At 75.3% G+C, this 25,558-nt stretch carries 22 protein-coding genes; 9 read left to right on the top strand and 13 right to left on the bottom strand.

Features of this window, described 5'->3' with window-relative positions:
- Positions 1-64: 64 nt before the first annotated feature.
- From OG335_RS39485 to OG335_RS39465, 5 genes are all read right to left on the bottom strand, one after another.
- A complete protein-coding gene (locus OG335_RS39485) occupies positions 65-1,813 on the bottom strand; it encodes a serine/threonine-protein kinase (protein ID WP_405009028.1) in 1,749 nt (582 codons plus the stop codon).
- Between the two features lie 182 nt (positions 1,814-1,995).
- Positions 1,996-2,250, bottom strand: coding sequence for a hypothetical protein (locus OG335_RS39480; RefSeq protein ID WP_405009029.1), 255 nt, complete (start codon positions 2,248-2,250; stop codon positions 1,996-1,998).
- Between the two features lie 116 nt (positions 2,251-2,366).
- The gene (locus OG335_RS39475) at positions 2,367-2,777 is read right to left on the bottom strand and encodes an SgcJ/EcaC family oxidoreductase (protein WP_405009030.1); all 411 of its coding nucleotides are present in this window, start codon (positions 2,775-2,777) and stop codon (positions 2,367-2,369) included.
- A gap of 188 nt (positions 2,778-2,965) precedes the next feature.
- On the bottom strand, positions 2,966-3,619 hold the full coding sequence (locus OG335_RS39470) for a hypothetical protein (protein WP_405009031.1): 654 nt from the start codon (positions 3,617-3,619) through the stop codon (positions 2,966-2,968).
- A 331-nt stretch (positions 3,620-3,950) separates the two neighbouring features.
- Positions 3,951-5,207 (bottom strand): aminotransferase class I/II-fold pyridoxal phosphate-dependent enzyme, encoded by a 1,257-nt coding sequence (locus OG335_RS39465; protein ID WP_405009032.1) that lies wholly within the window; start codon positions 5,205-5,207, stop codon positions 3,951-3,953.
- Positions 5,208-5,723: 516 nt separating this feature from the next.
- Between OG335_RS39465 and OG335_RS39460 the strand changes: the two genes are divergently transcribed.
- Both OG335_RS39460 and OG335_RS39455 read left to right on the top strand, forming a co-directional pair.
- Positions 5,724-6,215, top strand: coding sequence for a helix-turn-helix domain-containing protein (locus tag OG335_RS39460; RefSeq protein WP_405009033.1), 492 nt, complete (start codon positions 5,724-5,726; stop codon positions 6,213-6,215).
- Positions 6,208-6,570 (top strand): DUF4180 domain-containing protein, encoded by a 363-nt coding sequence (locus OG335_RS39455; RefSeq protein ID WP_405009034.1) that lies wholly within the window; start codon positions 6,208-6,210, stop codon positions 6,568-6,570. The genes OG335_RS39460 and OG335_RS39455 overlap by 8 nt, the downstream gene beginning before the upstream one ends.
- An 85-nt stretch (positions 6,571-6,655) precedes the next feature.
- Here OG335_RS39455 and OG335_RS39450 read toward each other — a convergent pair whose 3' ends face one another.
- The 4 genes from OG335_RS39450 to OG335_RS39435 form a co-directional block, all read right to left on the bottom strand.
- The gene (locus OG335_RS39450; protein WP_405009035.1) at positions 6,656-7,051 is read right to left on the bottom strand and encodes a ribonuclease; all 396 of its coding nucleotides are present in this window, start codon (positions 7,049-7,051) and stop codon (positions 6,656-6,658) included.
- 197 nt (positions 7,052-7,248) lie between these two features.
- Positions 7,249-8,535, bottom strand: coding sequence for a sulfite oxidase (locus OG335_RS39445; protein WP_405009036.1), 1,287 nt, complete (start codon positions 8,533-8,535; stop codon positions 7,249-7,251).
- A 295-nt stretch (positions 8,536-8,830) separates the two neighbouring features.
- The gene (locus tag OG335_RS39440) at positions 8,831-9,838 is read right to left on the bottom strand and encodes a LacI family DNA-binding transcriptional regulator (protein WP_405009037.1); all 1,008 of its coding nucleotides are present in this window, start codon (positions 9,836-9,838) and stop codon (positions 8,831-8,833) included.
- A 158-nt stretch (positions 9,839-9,996) separates the two neighbouring features.
- The gene (locus OG335_RS39435) at positions 9,997-13,767 is read right to left on the bottom strand and encodes a S8 family serine peptidase (RefSeq protein ID WP_405009038.1); all 3,771 of its coding nucleotides are present in this window, start codon (positions 13,765-13,767) and stop codon (positions 9,997-9,999) included.
- Between the two features lie 169 nt (positions 13,768-13,936).
- Between OG335_RS39435 and OG335_RS39430 the strand changes: the two genes are divergently transcribed.
- Both OG335_RS39430 and OG335_RS39425 read left to right on the top strand, forming a co-directional pair.
- Positions 13,937-14,566, top strand: coding sequence for a DUF899 domain-containing protein (locus OG335_RS39430; protein ID WP_405009039.1), 630 nt, complete (start codon positions 13,937-13,939; stop codon positions 14,564-14,566).
- Positions 14,567-14,657: 91 nt separating this feature from the next.
- Positions 14,658-15,578, top strand: coding sequence for a DUF6891 domain-containing protein (locus OG335_RS39425; RefSeq protein ID WP_405009040.1), 921 nt, complete (start codon positions 14,658-14,660; stop codon positions 15,576-15,578).
- A 42-nt stretch (positions 15,579-15,620) separates the two neighbouring features.
- Here OG335_RS39425 and OG335_RS39420 read toward each other — a convergent pair whose 3' ends face one another.
- Both OG335_RS39420 and OG335_RS39415 read right to left on the bottom strand, forming a co-directional pair.
- Entirely contained in the window at positions 15,621-16,349 is a 729-nt protein-coding gene (locus tag OG335_RS39420) for a Sua5/YciO/YrdC/YwlC family protein (RefSeq protein ID WP_405009041.1), read from the bottom strand.
- Complete coding sequence (locus OG335_RS39415; RefSeq protein ID WP_405009042.1) at positions 16,346-17,689, bottom strand: 2-isopropylmalate synthase; 1,344 nt, start codon at positions 17,687-17,689, stop codon at positions 16,346-16,348. Before OG335_RS39415 ends, OG335_RS39420 begins: the two co-directional genes overlap by 4 nt.
- Positions 17,690-18,012: 323 nt before the next feature.
- On the opposite strand from OG335_RS39415, the gene OG335_RS39410 reads away from it, so the two are divergent.
- The 3 genes from OG335_RS39410 to OG335_RS39400 all read left to right on the top strand — a co-directional run bounded on the left by OG335_RS39410 (position 18,013) and on the right by OG335_RS39400 (position 20,984).
- The gene (locus OG335_RS39410; protein WP_405009043.1) at positions 18,013-18,426 is read left to right on the top strand and encodes a contact-dependent growth inhibition system immunity protein; all 414 of its coding nucleotides are present in this window, start codon (positions 18,013-18,015) and stop codon (positions 18,424-18,426) included.
- A 322-nt stretch (positions 18,427-18,748) separates the two neighbouring features.
- Entirely contained in the window at positions 18,749-19,882 is a 1,134-nt protein-coding gene (locus OG335_RS39405; RefSeq protein WP_405009044.1) for an FAD-dependent oxidoreductase, read from the top strand.
- 136 nt (positions 19,883-20,018) lie between these two features.
- Complete coding sequence (locus OG335_RS39400; protein ID WP_405009045.1) at positions 20,019-20,984, top strand: hypothetical protein; 966 nt, start codon at positions 20,019-20,021, stop codon at positions 20,982-20,984.
- A 94-nt stretch (positions 20,985-21,078) separates the two neighbouring features.
- Here OG335_RS39400 and OG335_RS39395 read toward each other — a convergent pair whose 3' ends face one another.
- Entirely contained in the window at positions 21,079-22,179 is a 1,101-nt protein-coding gene (locus tag OG335_RS39395) for a M20 family metallopeptidase (protein WP_405009046.1), read from the bottom strand.
- A gap of 470 nt (positions 22,180-22,649) precedes the next feature.
- Between OG335_RS39395 and sigK the strand changes: the two genes are divergently transcribed.
- Complete coding sequence (sigK, locus tag OG335_RS39390) at positions 22,650-23,234, top strand: ECF RNA polymerase sigma factor SigK (protein WP_405009047.1); 585 nt, start codon at positions 22,650-22,652, stop codon at positions 23,232-23,234.
- Complete coding sequence (locus OG335_RS39385) at positions 23,231-23,983, top strand: anti-sigma factor domain-containing protein (RefSeq protein ID WP_405009048.1); 753 nt, start codon at positions 23,231-23,233, stop codon at positions 23,981-23,983. Before sigK ends, OG335_RS39385 begins: the two co-directional genes overlap by 4 nt.
- Positions 23,984-24,067: 84 nt before the next feature.
- Here OG335_RS39385 and gndA read toward each other — a convergent pair whose 3' ends face one another.
- Complete coding sequence (gene gndA / locus OG335_RS39380) at positions 24,068-25,513, bottom strand: NADP-dependent phosphogluconate dehydrogenase (protein WP_405009049.1); 1,446 nt, start codon at positions 25,511-25,513, stop codon at positions 24,068-24,070.
- Between the last annotated feature and the right edge of the window lie 45 nt (positions 25,514-25,558).

Raw genomic sequence — 25,558 nt, 5'->3', positions numbered from 1 at the left:
CTCGTATGTCCGGACGACCGCTCCGGGCCGCGTCGGGCCGCCCCGGGCCGCGTCGGCGGCTGTGTCAGTGCGCCCGGGTGAGCCTGCCGGGCTTGAAGCCGTCCTGGGAGCAGGTGACGCTGCCGTCGGGGTTCAGCTTCAGGGCCACCTCGACCCCCACCAGGCCGTTGCACCCGTTGCTGCTCGCGGGCCACGACTCCGAGACCACCAGGGTGTCGGGCGTCGCGGAGATCAGGATCCCGGTGCCGCCGCCGCAGGTGATGCTCATGCTGGGAAAGGCCGTCGTGGCGCGGCTGACCGTCTCGCCGATCCGGCCCTGGAACAGCTGGACGCGGTAGGTGAGGGTGTTGCCGGAGCCCTTGCCGCGGCTGGGCACCACCGTCCCCTCCCAGGTGCCCAGGAACACCGCGGGGACGGCACCTTCGGCGATCGGCTGAGCCGTGGGGGAGGGTGACGGGGACGGTGACGGGGACGGTGACGGCGAGGCGGACGGGGACGCGGACCGGGACGCCTCAGGCGCCGCGCCCGGTGTCCCGCCGCCGGCCGGGGAGCCGGACAGCCACAGGGTCAGCCCGGCCGTCGCGAGGACGGCCGCCATCCCGGCCGCGACCGGCACCAGCCGGCGGCGGGCGGCGGGGCCCGGTGCGGCGACCACGTCCGCGGTCGCCGCGGCGGCGGCACCGGTGCCGCCGGTGCCGCCCGGGTGAGCCGTGTCGGCCACTGCGGCCGCCGGTGCCGGATCGCCCACGGCCCGTACCGTCCCGGGCGCCGTGGGGGTGCGGCCGTCCGCGCCGTCGTCCCGTGCGGACGGCATCGCGCCGCCGCCGTCCCCGGCCGGCCCCTGATCGCCGTCGGCACCGCCCGGGCCGTGCGGGCCGCCCGGTTCCGCACCGTCCGGTTCCGCACCCTCCAGGTCGAGGCTCAGGAGGTCGACGGCGAGCCGGGCGACGGACTCGGAGACCGCCGCCGGCAGCCAGCCGCTCCGGCCGAGCCGCACGGTGCCGCCCTCGCCCGCGCGGAGGCGCTCCCGCAGGGCGGCCGGGGTCGGCCGGTCACCCGGCGCCTTCGCGAGGCAGTCGAGGATCAGTGCGCGCAGCTCGCCGTCGAGCTCGCCGAGCTCCGGCGGTTCGTGCAGCACGCGGTAGAGCAGGACGGCCGCGCTGACCCCCTCGCCGAACGGTGCGATCCCGGTGGCGGCGTACGCGAGGACGGCGCCGAGGGCGAAGACGTCGCCGGGCGGTCCGGCCGGGCGGCCCTGCGCCTGCTCGGGCGACATGAAGCCGGGCGAGCCCACGACGAAGCCGGACTGCGTGAGCGCCGTCGCCGCGTCGAGGGCCCGGGCTATGCCGAAGTCGATCAGCCGGGGGCCGTCGAGGGCGAGCAGCACGTTCGACGGCTTGATGTCGCGGTGCACCAGGCCCATGCCGTGCACGTGCTCCAGCGTCTCGGCCAGTCCCGCGCCGAGCGCCCGGACGACCGGGGCGGGCAACGGCCCGAACTCCCGGACGGCGGAGGAGAGCGGCGGCCCGGCGACGTACCCGGTCGCGACCCACGGGTGGTCGCCCTCGGTGTCGGCGGCCAGCACGGGTGCCGTCCACCGGCCGCCGACCCGCCGGGCCGCCGACACCTCCTGCCGGAAGCGGAGCCTGAACTCGCGGTCGGCCGCGTACTCGCCGCGCACCATCTTCACGGCGACCGTCCGGCCGCCCGGGTTGCGGCCGAGGTAGACCTCTCCCATGCCGCCCGCGCCCAGCCTCCGGAGCAGCAGGTACTCCCCCACCTGCCGCGGGTCGCCCGCTCTCAACGACTCCATTGCCCCACCACTCCCCCACCGTGCCGGCGCCACCGTTCGGGCCGACCGTACCGGGTGCCGGGCCGCGCTGACGATCCGTCCGGCCGCCGGACCCGCCGGGAGCGGCGCGCGGACCTGCGGAGCCGGCGGTGGGCACGGCAGTGCGGGTGGGGTGACCGGGCCGGGACCGGGGCGGCCCCGGGTCAGCCCAGCCAGGCGGAGCTCTCGGTGTCTTCCGGGCTTCGCGCGGGCACCGGGCGCAGCTCCTCGGCCGCGGGCGGCCTGCGGAGCTCGTCCAGGGCCTTCTCGGCGGCGGCGATCACCCGGGCGACGGCGTCGAACGCGCCGTCCCGGTCGCCGCGCCGCCAGCAGTCGAGCGCCGTCGCGGAGAGGTCCGGCAGGGCGGCCAGCCCTGCGGGGGCGTCATCGGGCAGTACGTCGTCGAAGCGTTCGTCCATTCGACCACCCTGACCCGCGACGCCCCCGCTGCACCAGTCGACGGGCCGTGTCCGCCCGTGATACGGCCGAACGGGGCACCGCAGCACCCGTCCGCCCCGGCCCGTACGGCCGCGGCTCAGCTCCGGGGCGTCAGCACCGGGCTGTTGTGGTAGGCGGCGATCAGCCAGCGGCCGTCCCGCCTCTCGAAGACCCAGGTGGCGTTCACCTTGCGCGGCTCCGGCACCTCGGTCTCGCCGGCGAACAGGATGCCGGATTCGCTGACGACGATCGCGCCGTCCTCGCCGATGAAGCGGATGCCGAGCTGCCTGTTGCGGGTCGAGCTGCCCTTCAGCGGCCCTTCGAAGTTCAGGGCCATGCTCCGGCGGATCGCGTCACGGCCGTCGCGGAGCGAGCCGGTCATGATGGCGGTCGCGTCCGCGGTGTAGTCGGCGACCATGGCGTCGGCGTCGCCGGCGTCCCACGCCTTGTAGGACTCGACCAGCACGGCCTTGATCGCGGCCTCGTCTTCCGCACGCCTGTCCGACATCGGGTTCTCCCTTGTGAACGGTCCGCCCGGGGTGTTCCGGCGGACTCGTCGATACATACCGGCGGGCGGGCCGGAACTCATCGCGCCCGCGGTCGGGAAACGGCGCGGCCTACCGGACGGGCCCGTGCCATGCCGGCCGGGGCGTCCCCGTGCGGGCCGTACGTGCCTCGGCGAACCGCCGCGAACTGTCAGACACGCCCCAGGACCGCCCCGAACACGGCGCCCGCCACGAGCGTGCCGAGGGCGGTGCCCGTGACGACCTGCGAGAGCGTGTGTTCGCGGACGGTGACGCGGGCCCAGCCGACCGCCGCGACGAGCGCGAAGCCGGCGCACCAGCGCAGGTCGTAGGCCTGCGCGAGCATGGCGACGCTGCCGGCGGCGACGGCCGCGTGCACGCTGATCTTGTACGCGGCGAGGACGGTGACGGGCCAGATCGCGGTGATGGTGGCCCACATCGCGGCGGTCATCGCGAGCAGCGGCCGCGGGGCGCCGGTGGCGGCCAGCAGGGCGAGCCCGACGGCGACCGACGTGCTGATGACGGGCAGCACGGTGATCCGCTGGCGGCGCTCGGTCAGGTGGCGTCCGGCCCAGCCGGCCTCGCCCGCGACGCGGACGATGTACGTCATCGGCAGCACGGCGGCGAACACGATCGCGACGACCGCCCAGCCGAGGCCCTTCCAGCCGTGGAGTCCGCAACCGATCACCAGGCTGACGCCGACGATGGTGTTCTTCGGGTCGACCCAGTCGGAGAGCCGCCGGGCGATCCGGTGGGCGGTGCGGTGGGCGGTGCGGTGGGCGGTGCGGTGCGCGGCGTCGCTCGGTGCCGGCGTGGTGGTGGTCATCTGCGGGCCTCGGTCGGGTGGCGTACGACCGTCGTCGCCGGCGGGGCGCCGGGGGTACGTGGTCGCTCACGGGTCGGCCGCCGTCCACCGGGTGCGGGTCCGTCGCTCCGCGGGTGGACGGCCTTCGGCCGGGGCGGGATGCCCGGCGGTCAGCGTAGCGGGTCGTGATCTTGCGGCGGGCGTCCGGTCCCGGTGGCCGTGGTGCCCGCACGGCCCGGGGCACGGGTCGGCGGATGCCGCGGGCGGGGAATGCGAACGGCGGCGGAGCGTGGTGCTGCTCCGCCGCCGTGGGCGCACGCTCGGCACCCGGCCGCAGCCGGGTGCCGGACCGTCACGCGGAGGCCGTGCCCGCCTTCGCCGCCTGCTCGGCGGCCGCCAGCTTCACGCAGGTCGCGACGCCCCGCATCGCCGTCCGCACCTCGTCGACCGTCGGGAAGGACGGGGCGAGACGGATGTGGCTGTCCCGCGGGTCGTGCCCGCCGGGGAAGGCGGCGCCGGCCGGGGTGAGCGCGATGCCGGCCTCCTTGGCGAGTCGCACGACCTCGGAGGCGCAGCCCTCGGGGACGTCCAGGCTGACGAAGTAGCCGCCCCGGGGGGCCGTCCAGGTCGCGATGCCCAGCGGGCCGAGTTCGCTCTCCAGGGCCTCGTAGACGGCGGCGAAGCGCGGGGCGAGCAGGGTGCGGTGACGCTCCATGTGGGCGAGCACCGCGTCGGTGTCGGGGAGGAACCGGGCGTGACGGAGCTGGTTGACCTTGTCCGGGCCGATGGTCTGGGCGGCGGCGAGCTTGGCGTACCAGGCCATGTTGGCGGCCGAGGAGCCGAGGAACGCGACGCCCGCGCCGGCCAGGGTGATCTTGGAGGTGGAGCCGAACACGAACACGCGGTCCGGGTGGCCGGCGTCGGCGCAGGCCGCGAGGACGGGCAGGATCTCGGACTTCTCGTCGGCGAGGTGGTGCACCGCGTACGCGTTGTCCCACAGCACGCGGAAGTCGGGGGCCGCGGTGGTCATCGCGGCGAGGCGGCGGACCGTCTCGTCGCTGTACGTCTCACCGGTGGGGTTGCTGTACTTGGGCACGCACCAGATGCCCTTGATCCGCGGGTCGGCGGCGACGAGCTCCTCGACGACGTCCATGTCGGGGCCCTCGCCGGTGAGCGGCACGGGGATCATGGTGATGCCGAACCGGTCGCACAGGGTGAAGTGCCGGTCGTAGCCGGGCACGGGACACAGGAAGCGGACCTCCTCCTCCTGGGCCCAGGGCCGCTCGGCGCCCGGGAGGGCGGTCAGCATGGCGTGCGCGATCACGTCGTACATGACGTTGAGGCTCGCGTTGCCGCAGGCGAACAGCTGGTCGGCGGGCACCTGGAGCAGTTCGGCGAAGGCGCTCCGCACCTCGGGCAGGCCCTGCAGGCCGCCGTAGTTGCGGACGTCGGTGCCGTCCGCCGCGCGGACGTCGCCGGGCTGCAGGATGGTGAGGAGGTCGTCGGAGAGGTCGAGCTGCTCGGACGAGGGCTTTCCGCGCGTGAGGTCGAGGCGCAGGCCGAGGGCGAGGAGCTTCTCGTACTCGGCGCGTGCGTCCGCGAGATCCACGGGGTGCTGTCCGACTGCCTGTGACGACGACGACACGACGGGTACTCCTCCGATGAGATGCGGCGCCCATGCGCGGCGCCACGGCACCTGCCAACCTACCAGCGCCGCCGCATCCGTCCGCGGGCCGCCGGTACCCGGGACACGGCGGCGCGCGGCCGGGCCGGGCGGCGCCGGGGTCAACTCCGTTCCGGGCCTTTCGGGTTCGCCCTTCCAGCAGGTCGGCGCGCGGCTGCCGCCCCGCGGGTGCGGCGGTGGAGTGCCGTTGACGGACAGCCCGGGCGCGCCGTGGACGGTCCTCCCCCGAGCACCACCTCACCGCCGGTCGACGCCGCCTCGGGGCACAACTCCCCCGGGCTGCGGCCGCCCTGGCCGCCCTGGCCGCGCTGGCCGTCACCGGAGGCATCCCCCGCGGCACCGCGCCTGCGCCGGTCACCGCCGGGCTCCGAGTGACTCATCCTTCCTCTTTTCTCCCCATCAGTCCCCATCATGGGGAAGGATGACGTACGATACGGATCGATGGATACCACTGATCGCGAGCTGTACTCGGTCGGCGAGGTCGCCGAGCTGCTCGGACTGCACGTACGGACCGTCCGGAGCTACGTCCGCGACGGGCGGCTGAAGGCCGCCCGGATCGGCAAGCAGTACCGGATCACCCGGGCGGACTTCGAGGCCCTGACGGGCCGTCCCGCCGCACCGCCCGCGGCGCCGCCGGCCCCGGCCTCCGCCCGGGGGCACGTGGAGGTGTCGAGCATCGTGCAGATCGACGGCATCGACGCCGGGGCGGCGGCCCGGCTGAGCACCCTGCTCACGGCGGGGGCGCAGTCCCGGCAGGCCACACCCGACCCGTTGCGCATCCAGACGATCCACGACAGGGAGCGTGCACGCATGAAGATCGTGGTCCTCGGGCCCGCCTCCGCCACCGCCGACCTCCTCCTCCTGCTCGACGGCGTCCTCGGAGCGGACAACGGCATGACCGGCCCCGCCGGACGGGAGCCGGCACATGGCTGACCGGGTGGACGAACTCCACGGCGTGCCGGTGCTGGTCTGCGACGCCGACGGCGCGCCGATCGCCACCGAACAGGACGCCCTCGACCACCTGGTGGGCGTCGCCTTCGGGCGGGCCGAGGTCGTGGCGGTGCCGACGGGCAGGCTCGACGGGCGCTTCTTCGACCTCAGCAGCGGCCTCGCCGGGCAGGTCGTGCAGAAGTTCGCCACCTACCGGCTGCACCTGGTGGTCGTGGGCGACATCTCCCGTGAGCTCGCGGCGAGTTCGGCCCTGCCGGACCTCGTCCGCGAGTCGAACCGCGGACGGCACGTCTGGTTCGTCGCCGACCTCGACGAGCTCGCCGCCCGGTTCGCGTAGCGCCACCGGCACGGCGGAGGCCCGCTCCCGGCGGCGCGTCGGGGGTGACGCTCCGCGGAGGCGGGCCGTTGTACGGACCGGCGTGTCAGCAGGAGAAGTTGATGAGCCGGAAGGTCACGTAGTGGTCCGAGGTGTAGTAGTCCTCGTGGTAGACCTTGCCGGTGACGATGCGGCGGGCACCCCTGGTCGAGGAGCCCGGGGTGACGACGGTGTACTCGTGGTAGTAGCCGGTGGACTGGGCGGGCAGCACGCCCTCCCGGTTCTGGAAGACGGCGCCGTCCTGCGAGTAGGGGTAGGGGCCGCCCTTGGCGATCAGGGCGAGGGTGGTGTCCGCCTGGTCCGGCAGGACGGAGAGACACACGGTGCCACTGACGGTGGCGTGGGCCTCGGTGCCGTTGACCACGGCGGGGGCCAGGGTCAGCAGGGCGACGGCGGCGACGGTGGCGGCGCGGGTCTTCCACGCGCGTAGAGTGTTGGCCATGCCCAGCAGTGTGACGGCCTGCGGGGCGATTCCGAAAGTGACATGACAAGACTTCATCTGTCGGTAACTGACATGGAACGCACCCGACTTGCGCCGTCCGCCGACCACCCGCGCGCCGCCCGGCCCCGCCCCGGCCCGCCCCGGCCCGCCCCGGGCCGGGCGCACGGCCCGGCCCGGGGCGGCAGGCGGACGCGGTCTCAGCCGACCGTCACCGGGTGCCTGACGACGGCTCCGAAGAGGTACCCCTCCCGGTTGAACACCGCCGTGTCCGGCTGCGTGTGGCCCGCCCGGTCGGTGGCCCGCGCCAGCAGCTCGTACGGGCCCGGCGCGGCCGGCCGCCAGTCGAGGCTCCACCGGGTCCAGCCGTGACGTCGCGGCACGTCGCGCAGCCGGGCGCGCCGCCAGACCTGGCCGCCGTCCGTGCTCACCTCCACCTCCCGGACGGGCGCCGTGCCCGACCACGACCTGCCCTCCAGACGGTGGACACGGTCCGGTGCGAGGACGGCACCACGGCCCAGCTCGAACGCGCTCTTCACCACCTGCGTGGTGAGCGGCGCACTGCCGCCCTCCGGGTGGTCCGGGCCGAACAGCCGGTAGAAGTCGGTGTTCCACGGCGAGTACAGCGGCTGGTCCGACACCTCGATCTCGCCCAGCCACTTGATCGACGCGATACCCACCCAGCCGGGCACCACCAGCCGGGCCGGCGCACCGTGGTCGGCGGGCAGCGGCGCACCGTTCATCGCGTACGCCACCAGCACGTCGTCCACGGCCTTGCCGATCGGCAGCGGCCTGCGCACCCGCCCGAGACTCACGCCGTCGGCCCCGCGGTACTCCGCGTCGAGCCCGGACGGCATCACGTCGACGGCCCCGTGGGTGAGGCCGGCCCGGCGCAGCAGGTCGCCGAGCCGTACCCCGCGCCACTCGGCCGATCCGACGCCGCCGAGGGTCCACGGCGTGCCCGGCACGGCCTGGCCCTGCTGGGAGGCGTAGAAGCTGCGGCCGTTGCCCGCGCACTCGACCAGGGCGCTCAGCCGGTGCGAGGGCAGCCGGTGCAGGTCGGCGAGCGAGAACTCCGCGCCGCCGCCGCGGAGCCCGCTGCCGTGCACCCGGAGCCGCCAACTCGCCTGTTCTATCAGCGGGGTGGCGGTGTGGTTGCGGACGAAGAACCGCTCGTTCGGCGTGTGGAGTCCGGTGCCGGGCACGGCGTCCCACCGCATCTCGGCGTTCGTTCCGCGCGGCACGAACCACTCGGCCGGCAGCGGCTTCACGATCCCTGGCACCGGCCCGGGGGCCGCCGGGGCGGTCCCCCCTGCGGCTGCGGCGGTGGCCGCGACGGCGCGGGTCGGCGGCAGCAGGGCGGGTGCGGCCACCACGCCGGCGGCGGCCAGCATGCGCAGCAGTGTGCGGCGGTCCACGCCGTCGGCGCGGGCCTCGCCCGCGAGCCACTGGCGGCGGCGCAGGCGGTCGTAGGTGAGCTCGTTCATGGTGCACCATCCGTTCGGCAGGAGGGTGCGCACGCCGGGACCGGGCAGAGCGGATGCGGCCGTGACCGCCCGCGGCCGGGCGGACGGGCGCACCGGCAGGGTCAACGGCAGTACGGGCGACACGGACAGGTGGCACCGGCGCAGGGGCGACGGGTGCGGCCGTGCTGCGATGCGGACGGCGCCAGGAGTCCGGTCATGCCCGGCATCCTAGTGTTCCGACCGCACGGGTTCGGCGGGTTCGGCAGGTTCCGCGGTGCAGGGCCCCGGGGGACCGGGGCCGGGGGCCGCGGACGGCCTACGGCGTCGTGCTCTCCCGGACGACGAGCCGGTGGCCGGCGTGCCGCACCTGGGCGGGTGACGTGTCGCCGCCGATCCGGCGGAGCAGCGCGTCGACCGCGAGGCCCGCCAGCTCGTGCTTGTCCGGCGCGATGCTGGTCAGCGAGGGCACCGAGTACTGCGCCTCCTCGACGTCGTCGAAGCCCGCGACGGCGATCCGTCCCGGCACCGCCACACCCCGGTCGGCGGCCGTGCGGAGCGCCCCGGCGGCCAGCAGGTCGTTGAAGCAGAACACCGCGTCCGGGGGCTCCGGCAGATCGAGCAGCGCCCGCATGGCGTGGGCGCCGTCCGCCCGGTGGTAGGCGGTGACGTACGGGGCGAGCGCCGGGTCGAAGGGCACCCCGGCCGCGTACAGCGCCTCCTGGTAGCCGCGCATCCGCTGGTGGGCGGTGGCCGCGGCGATGCCCCGCTGGTTGCCGACCGCGGCCACACGCCGTCGGCCGAGCGCCAGGAGGTGGGCCGTCACCTCGCGGGCGGCCGCCACGTTGTCGATGAGCACGTGGTCGGCGGCGAGGTCGTACTCGCGCTCGCCGAGCAGGACGAGCGGCACGCGGCGGCTGCGGCCGAGGAGCGCGGCCTGGTCGAGGTTGAGCGGGCTCAGCAGCACGCCGTCGATGAGCGGCTCGCCCAGCCCGGAGGCGATGCGCAGCTCCTCGGCCGGGTCGCCGCCGGTCTCGTCGATCAGCACGGTGCAGCCGCGCGCCTTGGCCGCGGCGATCACGGCCGCGGACAGCTCGGCGAAGTAGGGGGCGCTCAGCTCGGGCAGGGCGAGGGCGACGATGCCGCTGCGGCCGGTGCGCAGGTGCCGGGCGGAGGCGTTCGGGCGGTAGCCGAGCTCCGAGACGGAGCGCATGACCCGCTCGCGGGTCGACGGGGCGACGGCCACCTCGCCGCGGACGACGTTGGAGACCGTCTTGATCGAGACACCCGCGTGCTCCGCCACGTCTTTCAGGCGCACCGTGTCCATCGCCGTCTCCACTCCGTCCCGCCGGGGGGATCAACCTACCTCCCTCCCGTTGCAGGTCGGCGCCGGGTCCCATGCCCGCCGCACCGCCGCCCGCCCCGGCCTGCGGGGGCGGGCCGGGGCGGGCGGGGGTCGACGGTCGCGAGGGGCCGGAGGCCGGGTCAGCGCACCGCGTAGGCGTCGGTCACGGTCTGGGTGACGGAGGCGCCGTCGGCGGCGGTGAGGGTGACCCGCAGGCTGACCTTCCGGCCGGCCGCGCCGGTGTGGTCGGGGGTGGCCGTCCAGCCGGCGGCGGTGCGGGCGGTGGGGGCCTTCGTCCAGGTGGTGCCGCCGTCGTAGGAGTACGAGAGCGTGGCGGCGGTCAGGGCGGCCGGGGTGTAGCCGGCCTGGCCGGTGGCGGTCAGGGTGATCCTCGGATGCCCGGCGGCGACGGTGTTGGCACCGTCGACGTCGAGGGCGTACGCGGGGAACAGCAGCGGCAGCGCCTGCGAGTACGCGGCCGGGTCGCCGTGCGAGCGGAAGGCGAACGCCGTGGTGACGGCCGTCGAGCGCTGCCACAGGTCGAGGTGGTGGAAGCGTTCCTGGTCGAGCGTCAGCACGTACGCGTGGTCGCCGGCCGGCAGCTCCCAGACGTTGAACGGGCCGTACCAGGAGGCGCCGAGCGAGGTGCCGTCGGCGGCGAGTTCGACGGTCGCGCCGTCGCCGAAGTAGGACTGGGTGCCGGTGTGGTCCGGGTCGGCGTCGCTCCACAGGGACTGCGAGAAGTCCACGCCGATCAGGTCGGCCTGGCGCTCGGCGACGAGCGGCGCGGAGCCGTCGGCGGTGAGGCCGGCGGTGGGCCGCACCACGCCGCGGTACCACTCCTCCGTCCGCCGCTGCCCCGGGCTGTAGGTGCGGGTGCGGTCGAGCTGGAACTCGGCGAACGGCCAGCTGCTCTGGGCGGAGTGCGTCCAGGCGGTGCCGTCGGCGGTGTAGTAGGAGGTGCGGGTGCCGGGGGTGGCGACCAGGCCCTGCGCCACGGGCACGGCCGCGGCGGCGTTCCACGGACGGCCGGCGTCGACGTACTCGGACATGCGGGTCGCGGTGCCCATGGAGTGCCACTGCTCGGTGGTCCGCGCGAGGTCGGCGTCGCGCACGGTGCGCGACTGGCGGCCGGCCACCCTGCCGGTGTCGTGGTAGGCGAGGTTGTAGACGTACGGGCTGTCCGGGGTGGACGTCCAGCCGAGGGTGACGGGCCCGGCCGCGAGCTTCGCGGTGAGCGCGGCAGCCTCGTCGCGGGTGATCTGCAGGACGGGGGCGGCCTGCGAGATGTCGTTCTTGCCGAAGCTGCCCGGTGTCGGCCGGTAGGTCAGCACGCCGACGGCGCCGGCCTCCTGCGCCCGGGTGGAGACGGTGTTCGCGCTGGTGCCGTCGTCGGGTACGAGCACCAGTCGGCCCTTCACCCCGGCCGCGGCGAGGTCCTCGGGCGTGGAGCCGCGCGCGGCGACGAGCCGGGCCGACCCGTTCGCGGGGAGGTGCGCCTCGTCGGCGTAGGCGGAGTAGTGCGGGCGCAGGGTGACGCCGGCGCCGGTGAGGACGGCTTCGGGCGCACCGAGCCGCAGGTAGGTGTCGGCCTCGAAGCCGCCGGTGGTGGCCTTGCCGTCACCCCCGAGGTAGAGGTCGACGGGCTGGCTGCCGACCCTGGCGCCGATCGAGTCGACCCACTTCTCGCCCCACCAGCGGCCGAGTTCGAGCACGCCCGCCTGCCGGGCGAGCGGCCGGTCGCCCTGCACCTCGACCCTGGCGGCGCGGCGGGCGTCGAGCGTGATCACGGTGTCCTCGGTGAGCGTGAACTGCGGCCTGGCGAGGGCGGTGACGGAGAGCGGGGCCGCCTCCCCGGTCGTGTCGCGGGCGTCGGGCGTGACGACCAGACCGGTCAGCGAGAACACGCCGGGCCGCAGGCGGTAGACGATCTCGCCGTTGGCGTCCGGGACGTCACGTGTGCCGGTCGACTGGCTGATGTCGATCATGTCGACGGAGCTGCCGCTGCCGGCCGTCGCCGGCCGGCCGTCACGGTCGATCAGCCGGACCCGCACCGCGAGCGACTCGGGCTCGACGTACGCGTTGAACGGGGTGCTGACGGTGGATCCGTCACCGGCGGTCGCGACCACCCGGCCGGTGACGTCGCCGTACTGCGCGCCGGTGAGCCGCGCGGTCGGGTCGAAGGTCAGCGGCACCTGCACGGTGGCTCCGGCCGCCACGGTGACGCGGTCCGCGCCGAGCCCGGCGATCGTCGAACGGACCGCCGAGTCGTCGTCGCCGTCCGTGCGCTGCACGGCCAGGGTCAGGGTGACGGGCCGCGATCCGGTGTTGGTGTAGGGCAGTTGCACGGTCCGGGCGTCGGCCCGGCGCTGCGGCCACGCGAACGTGCCGAACTGCGCGGCAGGCGTACCGAGGACGCGTTGGGTGACCGCCGCGTCGGCGCGCAGCCGTCCGCCGCCGGTCTGCTGGACGTCGCCGGGCACGGACGGCAGCGCGGAGGAGACCAGCGCCGCCTTGAGTCGGGCGCCCGTCCAGTCCGGGTGCTGCTGCTTGAGCAGCGCCGCGGCGCCCGCGACCAGCGGGGTGGCCATCGAGGTGCCCGACATCGAGGTGTACGCGTAGACCCCGCGGCCTCCCGCGGCGGCACCGGTGACCTCGACGCCCGGCGCCGCGATCTCCGGCTTCAGCGTGTGCGCGACGGTGACCGAACCGCGGCTGGAGAAGGAGGCCGTGCGGTCGGCGGAGTCGACGGCGCCGACGGTCAGCACGTCCGGGGCGCAGCCCGGCGAGGAGACCGACTGGTAGCGGCCGAGGTTGCCCGCGGCGACGACGAAGAGCGCCTTGCCCTCCCGCGCCATCGACTGCGCGGCGACCGACATCGGGTCGGTGCAGTCGGTGGGCTCGGCGCTGCCGAGCGACATCGAGACGACGTCGGCGCCGGAGTCGAGCGCCCACTGCATGCCCGCGATGATCTGCGAGGTGCTGCCGGAGCCGGAGTCGTCCAGCACCTTGCCGACGAGGAGCTGCGCCGAGGAGGCGACGCCGCGCTGCGCACCGCCGGAGGCGGCGCCGCTGCCGGCGATCTCGGAGGCGACGAAGGTGCCGTGGCCGACGGAGTCGTGCACGTCGGCGTCGGGTGTCTCGGCGGTGAAGTTGCGGGAGTCGACGACGCGTCCGGCGAGGTCCGGGTGGTCGGCGTCGACCCCGGTGTCGAGGACGGCGACCCTGACGCCCTGGCCGCCGAGGCCGAGCGCCCAGGCGGCGGGGGCGCCGATCTGACGGGTCTCGCTCTGCAGCGCGGCGCGGACCTTCTGGTCGAGCCACAGGCCGGTGAGGCCGGAGCGTCCGTGGCCGGTGCCGTCGACCAGGGTGTCCCAGGTGCGGGCCGCGGCCTTCTTGTCGGTGCGGAAGGCGACGGCGTGGGCGGCCTTCAGGCTGCGGGTGCCGGCGGCCCGGCTGCGGGCGGGCGGGCTGGTGTCGGCTGCCTGCTGGTCGCGGTAGACGGCGATGACGGGAAGGGCGGCGGCGGCCGTGTCGTCGTAGCCCTGGCGTATGAGGGCGCTGATGTTGAACAGGCCGGTGTCGACGGCTCCGGCCGCTATCGCCGCGTTGGCGCGCTGCGGGAAGACGTACTGGTCACCGTTGACCTGCCGGGTGAAGTAGACGGGGACGGCGCCGTGTTCGTCCGGCCGCAGGGAGACGCGGGTGCGTCCGGCGGCGTCGGTCACCACGTCCACGGTGTCGCCGGTGATCAGGGTGACGGCGTGCCGGCCGGCCGTGGCGGCGGTCCGGTCCGCCGCCGAGCCGGTGATGGGGGCTGCACTCGCCTGGGCCGGCGTCAGCGCGGTGGCGCCGAGCAGGCCGACGGCTGCCAGTGCCATCGCGGCGCGGATGCGCGTCGACGATGTCATGGGCACCTCCGAGAGTCGGGTATCTGGCCGGTGAGCCTGGCAGACACGGCGGCTGACCGGCCATGACGTCGGCTGGCGGAGATCCGCCTGGGCAGCAAACCGCCAACTCCCCGGCCGGGCCACGGCTGTGCGGGCCGGATTGTCCGACCCCGGGAGGAGGATGCCGGGTATGGAGAAACCCACGATCGTCTCCGCCGACGAGTGGCGGCTCGCCCGGGACGAGTTGCTCACGGCCGAGAAGGAACTCACCCGCGCGCAGGACGCGTTGGCGGCCCGGCGTCGCCGCCTGCCGATGGTCCGGTTCGACACCGCGTACGCCTTCGCCACACCCGACGGCACGAAGAGCCTGCCGGACCTCTTCGAGGGCCGGAACCAGCTCGTGGTCTACCAGTTCATGAAGGGCGGCGCCGACCACATCTGCCCGGGCTGCACGCACTTCACCGACAACGTGCCCGCGCTCGCTCCCGGCCTGCTCGCCGGTACCGGCGTGACCTGGGTGACCGTCTCGGACATGCCGCTCGACGTGATCGAGGCCCATGTCGCCCGCAGGGGCTGGACGCTCCCGTTCGTCTCGTCGCTCGGCACGTCCTTCTCGGACGACTGCGGCGTGGGCGGCGGGTTCCAGCTCAGCGTGTTCCTGCGCGACGGCGAAGAGGTGTACCTGACCTACACCACCGGCTCCCGCGGCGTCGACCGGCTCCTGTTCACGCACAACGTCCTCGACCTGACCCCGTACGGCCGCCAGCAGGACTGGGAGGACTCCCCGCCCGGCTGGCCGCAGCGGCCGACGTACGGGTGACCACCGCACGCGTCACGGCGGTTCGGCGGCTCGCGGCACCACGCGCCCGGCCCCCGTACGGGCTGTCGGCGGCCCGTGCCACAGTGGCGCCATGCTGAAGATCACGGTGGTGGCGGAGCGCGGCCCGCGACGGGTCGGGGTGAGTGCCGAGGAGCTCGACGGACTCGTCCGGCGGATCGGGGACGAGGGTGACCGGTTCCTCGTCGTCCAACGGATCCCCGACCTGCCGGACGTCTTCGTCCAGGTCTGGCACGAGGCCGGGGGCGACTACACCCTGGAGTACCGCGACGGCGCGCCCGACCGGCACTTCGAGACGCGCCTCGACGGCCCCGGCCCCGTGGTCGCGGCGATGGCGGGCTGGGCGCGCCAGGAGGACCGCTGGCAGGACGGCCCGGTGTGGACGGCCCTCGACCTGGGCCCGCTCCCCGCCCCCGTCCCGGCGCTCGACCTCGCGGACGACGATCGCGCGGCGCTGGAGGCCCGGGTCCGCGAGGTGCTCGTCGCCGGCTACGCCACCCGTGCGGAGCTGGCCGAACTCGCGGAGGAGTACCTCGTCTCCGACGGCCACCGGCCGGTCTCCCCCGAGCAGGCGCGGCTGCTGGCCGACCGGCTGTGGCTGGACCGCGTCGGGGAGGAGCACGGGTGGGAGGGCGAGACGGACCCGGAGCGCCTCACCCGCGCCTTCGCCGCCCTGGAGGCGTCCGGCATCACCGCACGCGAGAACTTCACCTGCTGCCGCACCTGCGGGCAGGCGGAGATCCGTTCGGAAGGTGCCGCGGACGCTCGCGGCTTCGTCTACTTCCATTCCCAGTGCACGGACTCCGCGGCGTCCGGGCAGGGCCTGATGCTGCTGTACGGCGGGTTCGACGGCACCTCGGCCACCACTGCGGCCGTCGGCCGTGAGGTGGTGGCCGCGCTCTCCGACGCCGGACTGCCGGTGGTGTGGGACGGCGACCCCGACCGGGCCGTCACCGTCACCCCGCTGGACTGGCGCCGCCGACTCGTCGGCTGACGGGTCGGCGGGAAGCCCGGGGGGCGCCGCCGGGCCGGAGCGTCAGCCGGAGATGCCGCGAAGGTGGGCGAGGTAGGCGGCTGCGTCCGGGTAGGGGTGGTCCTGCGCGCCGTGGCGGTGCAGGGTGAGCCGGCCGTCGGAGTGCAGGCGCAGGGTGGTGGTCGCCCGGCGCCGGGCGGACGGCTCCACGGCCGGGCCACCGGCCGCGGCGGCCTCCCGCGTACTGGACTCCGGCACTGCGGACTCCGGCGGTTCGGCGACGGCCAGCACGGCTGTGTCCGCGCCGAAGACGGCGACCGCCTCGGCGGTGTCGGCGGCCGGCGGGTGGCCGGTGCGGTTGGCACTGCTGACGTACAGCACCGGGAACGCGTCGAGGAGTGGGCGCAGCGGCTGCCACCGGGCGCCGAAGAGCAGCGTCCAGCCGTCCTTGCTCGCCGGGGCCAGCCACGCCGGCCGGCGGGCGGCCGGGCGCAGCGGCACCAGCAGGGTGAGGAGTTCCTCGGTGAGCAGGTGCCGGGCGCGTGCGAGGGCGGTCCGGTCGAGGTCCAGGGCGTCGGCGACGTCGGCGAACGTGTCGGGGTGGTGGGCCCAGAGGGCGACGGGCTGGTCGGCGGGGCGGTGTTTGGCGCCGTTGACGGCGGCAGGGTCGGTTCCGGCGACGACGCAGGTGAGCGGCGCCGGGTTCGGCAGCACGACGGCGGTGCCGGCGGCGAGGGCCTGCCGGGCCCCGGCGAGTCCGACGGTGCCGGTCGGCCTGCGGTCGGCGTTCACCGGGCACCGTCCGCGGCCGAGGCGGTCAGCGCCGTCGGGGCGGTCGAGGCGGTCAGCGCCGTCGGGGCCGTCGCGGCGGTCAGGTCGGCGTGGGCGGCCGCCGAGGTGAGGCCGTCGAGGTAGGCGCCGAATGCCTGGTCGTCGACGACGGCCCGGCCGGTGCGGTACGCCTGCGTCTTCACCCATCCCATGGCGGCCCGGGCCTGTCGGCGGTCCAGGCGGTGGCCGAGGCGGCCGGCGACGGCGGTCACGACACGGGCACTGGCGAGGTGGGTGAGGACCACGCCGGGTGCGAGGCCGAGCAGGGCCTCGGGGTCGTAGGGCTGGAAGAGGTCGGGGCGGACGAAGGGGGTGCCGGTGGAGATGGTGGCGACGCCGGTGCCGACGATCGGCGTCGTCACGGCGAGGGGCACGCCGGTGCGGTCGGACACCTCGCGGGCGATCCCGGGCAGCCGGGTGAGGTCCGGGGGCGTCCACCAGAGGTCGTCGCCGGTGCGGCTGCCGGTGAGTTCGCCGGTGCGGCCGGGGTCGTGGGCGAGCAGGAAGAGCAGTTGCTCGGTGGCGGCCAGTCCGGCGCGTTCGGCGATGCCGAGCCAGGAGGTGGAGACCACCCTGGTCCCGGCCTTGAGGGCCTCCAGGTTGTTGGCCAGGCCGAGTCCGAGGTCGTTGTGGAGGTGGGCGCCGAGCACCACGCCGTCGCCGGCCAGCGCGGCGACCCGGCTGAACATCTCGGCTGCCTCCCCGGGAAGTTGACGGCCGACGGTGTCCGCGAGGATCAGCGTGCCGGCGCCCGCGGCGGTGGCGGCGCCGGCGTGGTCGGCCATCAGGGCGTGGTCGGCCCGGGAGGCGTCGGCGAGGCAGACGTCGACGGCCACCGCGTCGTCGAGGTCGCGGGCCCGCTTGACCAGGTCGACGCCGCGCGCCAGGGCCTCGCGCGCGCCGCTGCCGACCATGACGTACGCCATCGCCTCGGAGGCGGGCACGACGACCATGACGCGGGCGTGGGCGCTGCCGCGTACGGAGGCGACGGCCTGGCGTACGTCGTCGGGGGTGGCACGGCAGACGGCGGCGACGCCCACGGCTCCCTCGGCCTCGACGGCGACGCGGCGTACGGCCTCGAACTCCTCGCCGCAGACGGCCGGGAACCCGGCGGCGAAGACCACGTGACGCGGCCCGTCGGCGCCGAACATCCGGCCCTGCGCGCGGGCCAGTCGCACCCGGAACGCGGCGTCCATCAGCGTCTTGGCCTGTGCCCCGTCCCGCGCGGACTCCTCCCACACCACCAGCCGGCCCGCCGCCGCGGACTCGCGCACCAGGTCGCCCGTCACGGGTGTTCCCATCGTCTCCCCCTCCCTGGCACACCGCCCCGTCGGGGCCGTGCACCGCTGCCGGATCACCGCCGGTGCGCCGGGGCGCAGGGCAGGCGTAGCGATCGTTCCAAGGCCGGGGCTCCCGGGTCAGGACTCCGCCCCCGGATCACTCGTTCGGGCGGAACGCGGCGTCAGATGCACCGTGGACGGCGGACACGGGAGATAGTCACCCTCCGCCGTTCCGGATGTGCCGGGCACGGACTTGTCGGCGGCACCTCCCAGGCTCGGTGTCCGCCACCGTCTCCGCCGCACGCCGAACGGGCGGGCCGGGGCGGCTGCGGGAGAATCGTCCGGTGACCCGCCCCCCGGACCGCACCCGCTCGCTCGACGAGCTCGAAGGCGCCTGGCCCGCCCCGCTGCCCGGGGCGACCCGCCTCGTCACGGCCGTGCACGCCGCGCGGCGACGGCCGGTCGGCGACCTGTCGGTCGAGGAGCTGCGCGTGCTGATCGGCCAGAACGTCGGCCTGCCGTACGTCCTGCCGCTCGCCGTGGCGGTGCTCCGGGACGACCCGACCGCGGAGGGCGACCTCTACCCGGGCGACCTGCTGTCGGCGGTCGTGACCAGGCACCCGGCGGTCTGGGCGGCGTTCCCCGATCTGCGGCACACCCTGCGGCTGGCGCTCGCGAGTCCGACCGCCCCGCTGCCCGCCCTGCCGCCCGCCCTGCGGGCCGGGGTCGACGAGTTCCTGACACCGCGACACCTCTGACCGGGCGGGCAGCACCGCCTGCCGGGCGTCCGACCGGGCATCCGACCCGGGCGTCCACGACGTCCACGACGGACACGACGTAGCTGTCCGCGGTCCGATCCGCGGTTCGATCCGCGGTCCGACGAGGGCCCGCCCCGCGACGGCGGCGACGACGCGCTCCCGGAGAGCGCCTCCGCACGCGGCTGCGGCTGCGACCTGGGGTCCGCGGCGTCGTGCTGCCTCTTTGACATGAATGGAATCCTGTTCCACCATGGAACTGGAACGACATTCCATAGCAGTCCGGCCGGAACCCACCGGACGCCCCAGCCCCGAAGGAACCACGATGCGCACTCCCGTCACGATCATCGGCGCCGGCCTCGGCGGCCTCACCCTCGCCCGCGTCCTGCACGTCCACGGCATCCCCGCGACGGTCTACGAGGCGGACGCCTCGGCGGAGGCCCGTACGCAGGGCGGACAGCTCGACATCCACGAGCACAACGGGCAGCTCGCGCTCGAAGCCGCCGGTCTCACGGAGGAGTTCCGCGCGATCATCCACGAGGGCGGCGAGGCGCTGCGCGTGCTCGACCGGCACGGCGCGGCGCTCTACGACGAGCCCGACGACGGCACGGGCGGGCGTCCCGAGGTGCTCCGCGGAGACCTGCGCCGGATCCTGCTCGACTCGCTCCCGGCCGGCACCGTCCGGTGGGGCCACAAGGTCACCGGCGTCCGGTCCCTCGGCGACGGCCGGCACGCGCTGGCGTTCGCCGACGGCACGACCGTGACCACCGACCTCCTCGTCGGCGCCGACGGCGCCTGGTCGAAGGTCCGCCCGCTGCTCTCCGACGCCGTGCCCGAGTACGTCGGCACCTCGTACGTCGAGACCTACCTCCTCGACGGCGACACCCGCCACCCGGCCAGCGCGAAGGCGGTCGGCGGCGGGTCGCTGTTCGTGCTCGCGCCGGGGAAGGGCATCCAGGCCCACCGGGAGAGCGGCGGCACCCTCCACACCTACGTGGCGCTCTCCAGGCCGCAGGACTGGTTCGCCGGTATCGACTTCGCCGATCCTGCCGCGGCCTGCGCACGGATCGCCCGGGAGTTCGACGGCTGGGCGCCGGAGCTCACCGCGCTGATCACCGACGGCGGGACGCCACCGGTCCTGCGCCCCCTCCACACCCTGCCGACCGACCACCGGTGGGACCGGGTGCCGGGGGTGACCCTGCTCGGCGACGCCGCCCACCTCATGATCCCGTCCGGCGAGGGCGCCAACCTGGCCATGTACGACGGCGCCGAACTCGCCAGGGCCATCGCCGCGCACCCCGACGACGTCGAGGCCGCGCTCGCCGCGTACGAGCAGGACCTGTTCCCCCGCAGCGCCGCGGAAGCCGTCGAGGCCGTCGGCCTCCACGCGCGCATGTTCGGCGCCGACGCGCCCCACAGCCTGGTCGCCATGTTCACCGGGGAGCAGCAGGCCCCGTGATCCACGGGTCCCGGAGTCGACCCGCCCGTGCCGCCACCTGCGGGGACCACCCTCTCCGTCACCGGATACCGTGGCGGCCGGAGGACGGCCCGGACCGCACGGCGCCGGTCCCCGTCCACATGCGCTGGAGGAACCGGTGACGGGCTGGCGGCGATTCGAACTCCCCCATGGGCCCGGGTCCGGGTACCGGGAGATACGCCAGGAGGGGATCCGCTGCTTCCTCCGCTGGGGTGCGGCGACCACCGGCGGCAAGGGGAGCACGTCGACGCTGGACGACGAACGGCATGCCCGCCGCCACGCTTCCCGCAAGGTCGACGCATGGCTCCGGAAGGGCTTCGTCGAGGTCGACCGCCCGGCCGACCCGGCCGAACTCGACCGGCAGACGCCCGTCCTCGACGTGATCAGGGCGGGTGCACGGCCGCATGCGCCCGTCCCCGCCTACCTCCCGGTCGACGGCTTCGACGAGACGTACCACCGCAGCCATGCCCCGGATCACCCGAGGGGGTTCCACGAGTACTTCGTGCTGCGGGACGAGGGACGCGGCGCCGTTCGCTTCACGGTGCGGGAACAGTGCCACGACCCCGCCGCCGTGTCGTCGTTCCTGGCCTTCCTCGCCGACCGGCGCGACCTGCCCTTCGACGGGCGGTCCCACCACAAGGTGCCGCTGCCGGAGCCGGTGGGCCCCTTCGGGCACGCCCTGTTCTGCTCGCCGGCGCTCGGGCGGTCCTGCGTCGCGTATCCGGCCGTCGCGGCGCGCGTCGCGACAGCCTTCCCGATCTTCGACTGCGAGATCGGCGACGCGGATCCGGAGGTCCTCGTCGACGCACGGATCCACGGCCACGGTGCACTGCCCCACAGCGGCTGGAGCCGGCAGCCGCACCCGGTCGTCGACCTCAGGTTCGACGTCCAGCCGTCCTTCTACCGGCGGACGCCGACCTTCAAGGTCTTCGGATCCGCGGACCTCCGGATGCTCCTGGACGTACTCCCGGCCGCGGCAGCGCAGAGCTGGCTCGAAGCCCGCTCCTTCCGGGGCGAGACCAGGCGCTTCACGCCCGGCACGGCCGCACCGTTCGCCGAGGTCTCCGCCTTCCTCCACGGCTGAGCCCGCTCCCGGCCCCCTCCGCCACGCGCGCCCGCCTGCCCGCCTGCCCGTCTGCCAGGCGACCGCGGCGCCCCGGTGGACCCCGCCGGTCGGTCTACGCGTTCTGGATCGCCCGGACGAGTCCGGCGACGAGGTTCGCCCGCTCGGCCATGGCGTCGACCACCAGGTACTCGTGGTCGGCGTGGGCGCCGCCGCCGACCGCTCCGAGGCCGTCGAGGGTCGGCACGCCCAGGGCGGCCGTGAAGTTGCCGTCGCTCCCACCGCCGACTGCGACGCCTTCGAGGCCGGGCAGCAGCTGCCGTGCCACCGCGAGGAGCCCGGCGGACGCCGACTCGGGCATCGGGGGCCGGCCGACGGCGCCCCGGACGGCGATCTCCGCCCCGTCGAGGTGCGGGGCCAGCGCCGCGAACGCCGCTTCGACCCGCGCCTTCTCGCTCGCCGACTCGACCCGGACGTCGACGACGACGGTCGCCTCCGCGGGGACGACGTTGTCCAGCGTGCCCGCGGACGCGACGGTCGGGGTGACGGTCGTGCCGATGTCGGGCCGGCCGAGCGCGGCGATGTCCAGCACCTGGTGGGCCGCCTCGATCAGGGCGTTGATGCCGGCCGCCGGCTCGAGGCCCGCGTGCGACGCCCGCCCGGTGACGGTCACCTGGAACGTTCCGCAGCCCTTGCGGCCGGTCTTGAGGGCGCCCCCGTCGGCGGCACCTTCGAGGACGAGGACGGCGCCGCAGGCGAGGGCCCGCTCCTCCAGCAGGGCCCGGGAGGTGCGGGAGCCGACCTCCTCGTCGGCGGTGACCAGGATCTCCACGCCCGTCCGGTCGTCGAGCGTCGCGAGGCCGTGCACGGCCTGCACCAGACCGCCGAGCATGTCGAAGACGCCGGGGCCGGTGGCACGCCCGTCCTCGACCGCGAACGGACGGCGTTCGAGGGTGCCGAGCGGGAAGACCGTGTCGTGGTGGCCGAGGACGAGCACCTTGGGCTCGCCGCCACCCGACCAGTGGACGTGCGGCCCGGCCTCGCTCCCGACGAGGACGGCCCGACCGCCGAGGCGGCTCTCGACGACCTCGGCGACGACCTTGGCCGATGCCGTGAGGGCGTCGGCGTCACGCGACGGGGACTCGACCTCGACGAGCGCCTTGAGGTCTTCGATCATCGCGTCAACGCTCAACGGCGCGGTCCTGGGCATCGGCATGGTGCGAGGGTAGCCCGCACCCCGGGGCTCCGGCGGGACCGCCCCCGCACCGGGCGGTGGCGGGGAGTGCCCGTCGCCGCACTCCGGGGAGCAGCCCCGGCGGAGTGCGGCGCGGCCGCGCACCCGGTCCGCTGCACGACCGACACGACGGGCGGGGTCGCGGACGAACGGCGATGATCGGGAGGTCCCGCGAGCGGCTGCGGCGCCCGGTCCCGTCCAGGGCGGGCCTGGCTTCGAACTACCTGTACGGGGCCCTCCCGACGCCCCGTCCGCGAACCGTCCGCGAACCGTCCTCCCCCATTCGCCGCCCGCCGCCCGCCAGGAGGTGCCCCCGTGTCCGCCGCATCCGCGCCCCGCCGACCGGCACCCCGCCGACACCGCACCCGCCCGGACGCACCGCGCGTCCGCGGGCCCGTCCGCGGGCACGTCCCCGGGCCCGTCCGCAGGGGCTGCACGCGGAGGGCCGCGCGATGAGCGATCCCTGCCCGGCACCGGCCCGCCGGCCGGACGACCACCGCCTCCGGGAGCTGATGGCCGAGGTCGCCGTCGGCGACCACGACGCCTACCGGCTGGTGTACCGGTCGGTGGCCGGTCAGGTGTTCGGCCTGGTGCGCCGGATCCTGCGCGACCCGGCGCAGTCCGAGGAGGTCGCGCAGGAGGTGATGCTCCAGGTGTGGCAGGCGGCGGCGCGCTACCGGCCGGAGCGCGGCGAGGTGGTCGCCTGGGTGCTGACGATGGCGCACCACCGTGCGGTCGACCGGGTCCGTCAGGCGCAGGCCTCGGCGGAGCGCGAGGCCCGGGCCGCGGCGCACCAGCACACGACGGCCTTCGACGAGGTCGCCGAGAAGGTGCAGGACAGCCTGGAGCGCGAGCGCGTACGGCACTGCCTGAAGGCCCTGACCGAGGTGCAGCGGCAGTCGCTGACCCTGGCGTACTACCGCGGGCTGACGTACCAGCAGGTGGCCGAACTGCAGCACGCGCCGTTGAGCACCACCAAGACCCGGATCCGCGACGGGCTGATCCGCCTCCGCGACTGCCTGGGGGTGGGATCATGAACGACCCCGACCTGCATGCGCTCAGCGGCGCCTACGCCGCGCACGCCCTCCGGCCGGAGGAGCGGCTGGCCTTCGAGGAGCACCTCGCCGGCTGCGAGGTGTGTGCGGCGGAGGTGGACGGGTTCGCCGCCACCCTGGCGCGGCTGGCCGCCTGCGAGGCGTCCGCCGTCCCGCCCGGCGCGGAGGACCGCGCGCTGGCCGCGATCGGAACCCTCCGCCAGTTGCCGCCCGCCGGGGCGGCCGTACCGTCCGGGACGCCGAGGCGCAGGCTCGCGCACCCCCGGCGCTGGACCGGGCTCGCCCTGGCGGCCTGCCTGGCGGCGGCCGCCGTGCTCGGCGGGGTGGCCGTCCAGCAGCACGACGAGGCCCGGCAGAGCCGGGCGGAGGCCGGCCGCCTGCACACCGAGCTCGACCGGTTCAGCGCCCTGCTGACGGCCCCGGACGCCCGGACGGCGACCACGACGGCCGCCGACGGCGAGGGCACCGGCACCGCCGTCTGGTCGGAGAGCCGCAACCGGGCGGGTTTCCTCACGACCGGCCTGCCGGCGCTGCCGTCGGGCACGACGTACGAGCTGTGGTTCGCCGACGGCGGCGACTTCCGCCCGGCGGGGCTGATGGCGTCGGCCCAGGGCGCCCGGCTGCTGGACGGCCCGCTCGGTCAGGCCACCGGCATCGGTGTCACCCTCGAACCGGCCGGCGGCTCCCCGCAGCCGACGAGCGACCCGGTGCTGCTGGTGCCGGTGAGCTGACGGCGGCCGTCCGCCCGGCCAGGGCCGACACGGGCCGACACGGGCCGACACGGGCCGGGCAGGACGGGCCGGGGCGGCCGCCGGTCAGCGTTCCTCCTCGGGCCGGCCGTCGAGCTCCCAGCGGGTGTGGAAGGTGCCCTCCCGGTCGGTGCGCCGGTAGGTGTGGGCGCCGAAGAAGTCGCGCTGCCCCTGCACGAGCGCCGCGGGCAGGCGCCGGGCCCGCAGGCCGTCGTAGTACCCGAGGGCGGTGGAGAAGCCCGGGGTGGGCACGCCCAGCTGGGCGGCGGTGGACACCACCCGGCGCCACGCCGACTGGGCGCCGTCGAGCGCCGTGCGGAAGTGGTCGTCGGTCAGCAGGGTGGGCAGGTCGCCGCCGCCCTCGTACGCCGCCCTGATCCGGTCGAGGAAGCGGGCCCGGATGATGCAGCCGCCCCGCCAGATCGTGGCCATGGCGCCGGGGTCGACGCCCCAGCCGTACTCCTCGCTGCCCGCCTGGATCTGCTGGAACCCCTGCGCGTACGCGACGATCTTCGACGCGTACAGCGCCTGCTCGACGTCCTCGGCGAACCGGTCGGCGGCGGCGCTGTCGAGCCAGGTCTCCGTGGGGCCGGGCAGGTCGGCGGCGGCGGCGCGGAGTCCGGCGTGCCCGGAGAGGGACCGGGCGAACACCGCCTCGGCGATGCCGCTCACCGGCACGCCGAGTTCGAGTGCGGTCTGCACCGTCCACCGCCCGGTGCCCTTCTGCTCGGCCCGGTCGAGCACGACGTCGACGAAGGGCTCGCCGGTCGCCTCGTCGGTGTGCGCGAGGATCTCCGCGGTGATCCCGACGAGGTACGACTCCAGCCGGCCGCCGTTCCACTCCCGGAAGATGTCCGCGATCTCGCGGGGCTGCCGTCCCCCGGCGTGCCGCAGCAGGTCGTAGGCCTCCGCGATGAGCTGCATGTCGGCGTACTCGATGCCGTTGTGCACCATCTTCACGAAGTGTCCGGCGCCGTCCGGCCCGACGTGGGTGCAGCAGGGCTCGCCGTCGACCTCGGCCGCGATGTCCTCCAGCAGCGGGCCCAGCACCCGGTACGCCTCGTCGGTGCCGCCGGGCATGATGCTGGGACCTTCGAGGGCGCCCTGTTCGCCGCCGGAGATGCCGGCGCCGACGAAGTGCAGTCCGCGTTCGCGCAGGGCCTGTTCGCGGCGGCGGGTGTCGAGGAAGTGCGCGTTGCCGCCGTCCACGACGATGTCGCCCTCGTCGAGGAGGGGCACCAGCTCCTCGATGACCGCGTCGGTGGGCGCACCCGCCTTGACCATGATCACGAGGCGGCGGGGCCGTTCGAGTGCCGCCACGAACTCCTCCACCGACCCGGCCGGGACGAACGCGCCCTCCGCGCCGAACTCCTCGACGAGTGCGGAGGTGCGCGACGCGGTCCGGTTGTGCACCGCGACGCGGTAACCGTGTCTCGCGAAGTTGCGCGCCAGGTTGCGGCCCATGACGGCCAATCCGGTGACGCCGATCTGAGCCAGGGGCCGCGCAGTCATGACGGTGAACTCCAGGGGACTCGACGGGTGGACACACACCGACAC

The organism is Kitasatospora sp. NBC_01539, assembly GCF_045040525.1.
Lineage (GTDB): Bacteria > Actinomycetota > Actinomycetes > Streptomycetales > Streptomycetaceae > Kitasatospora.
Note: the sequence above shows the minus strand (reverse complement) of the source record. Positions and strands in the feature narration are given on the sequence as shown.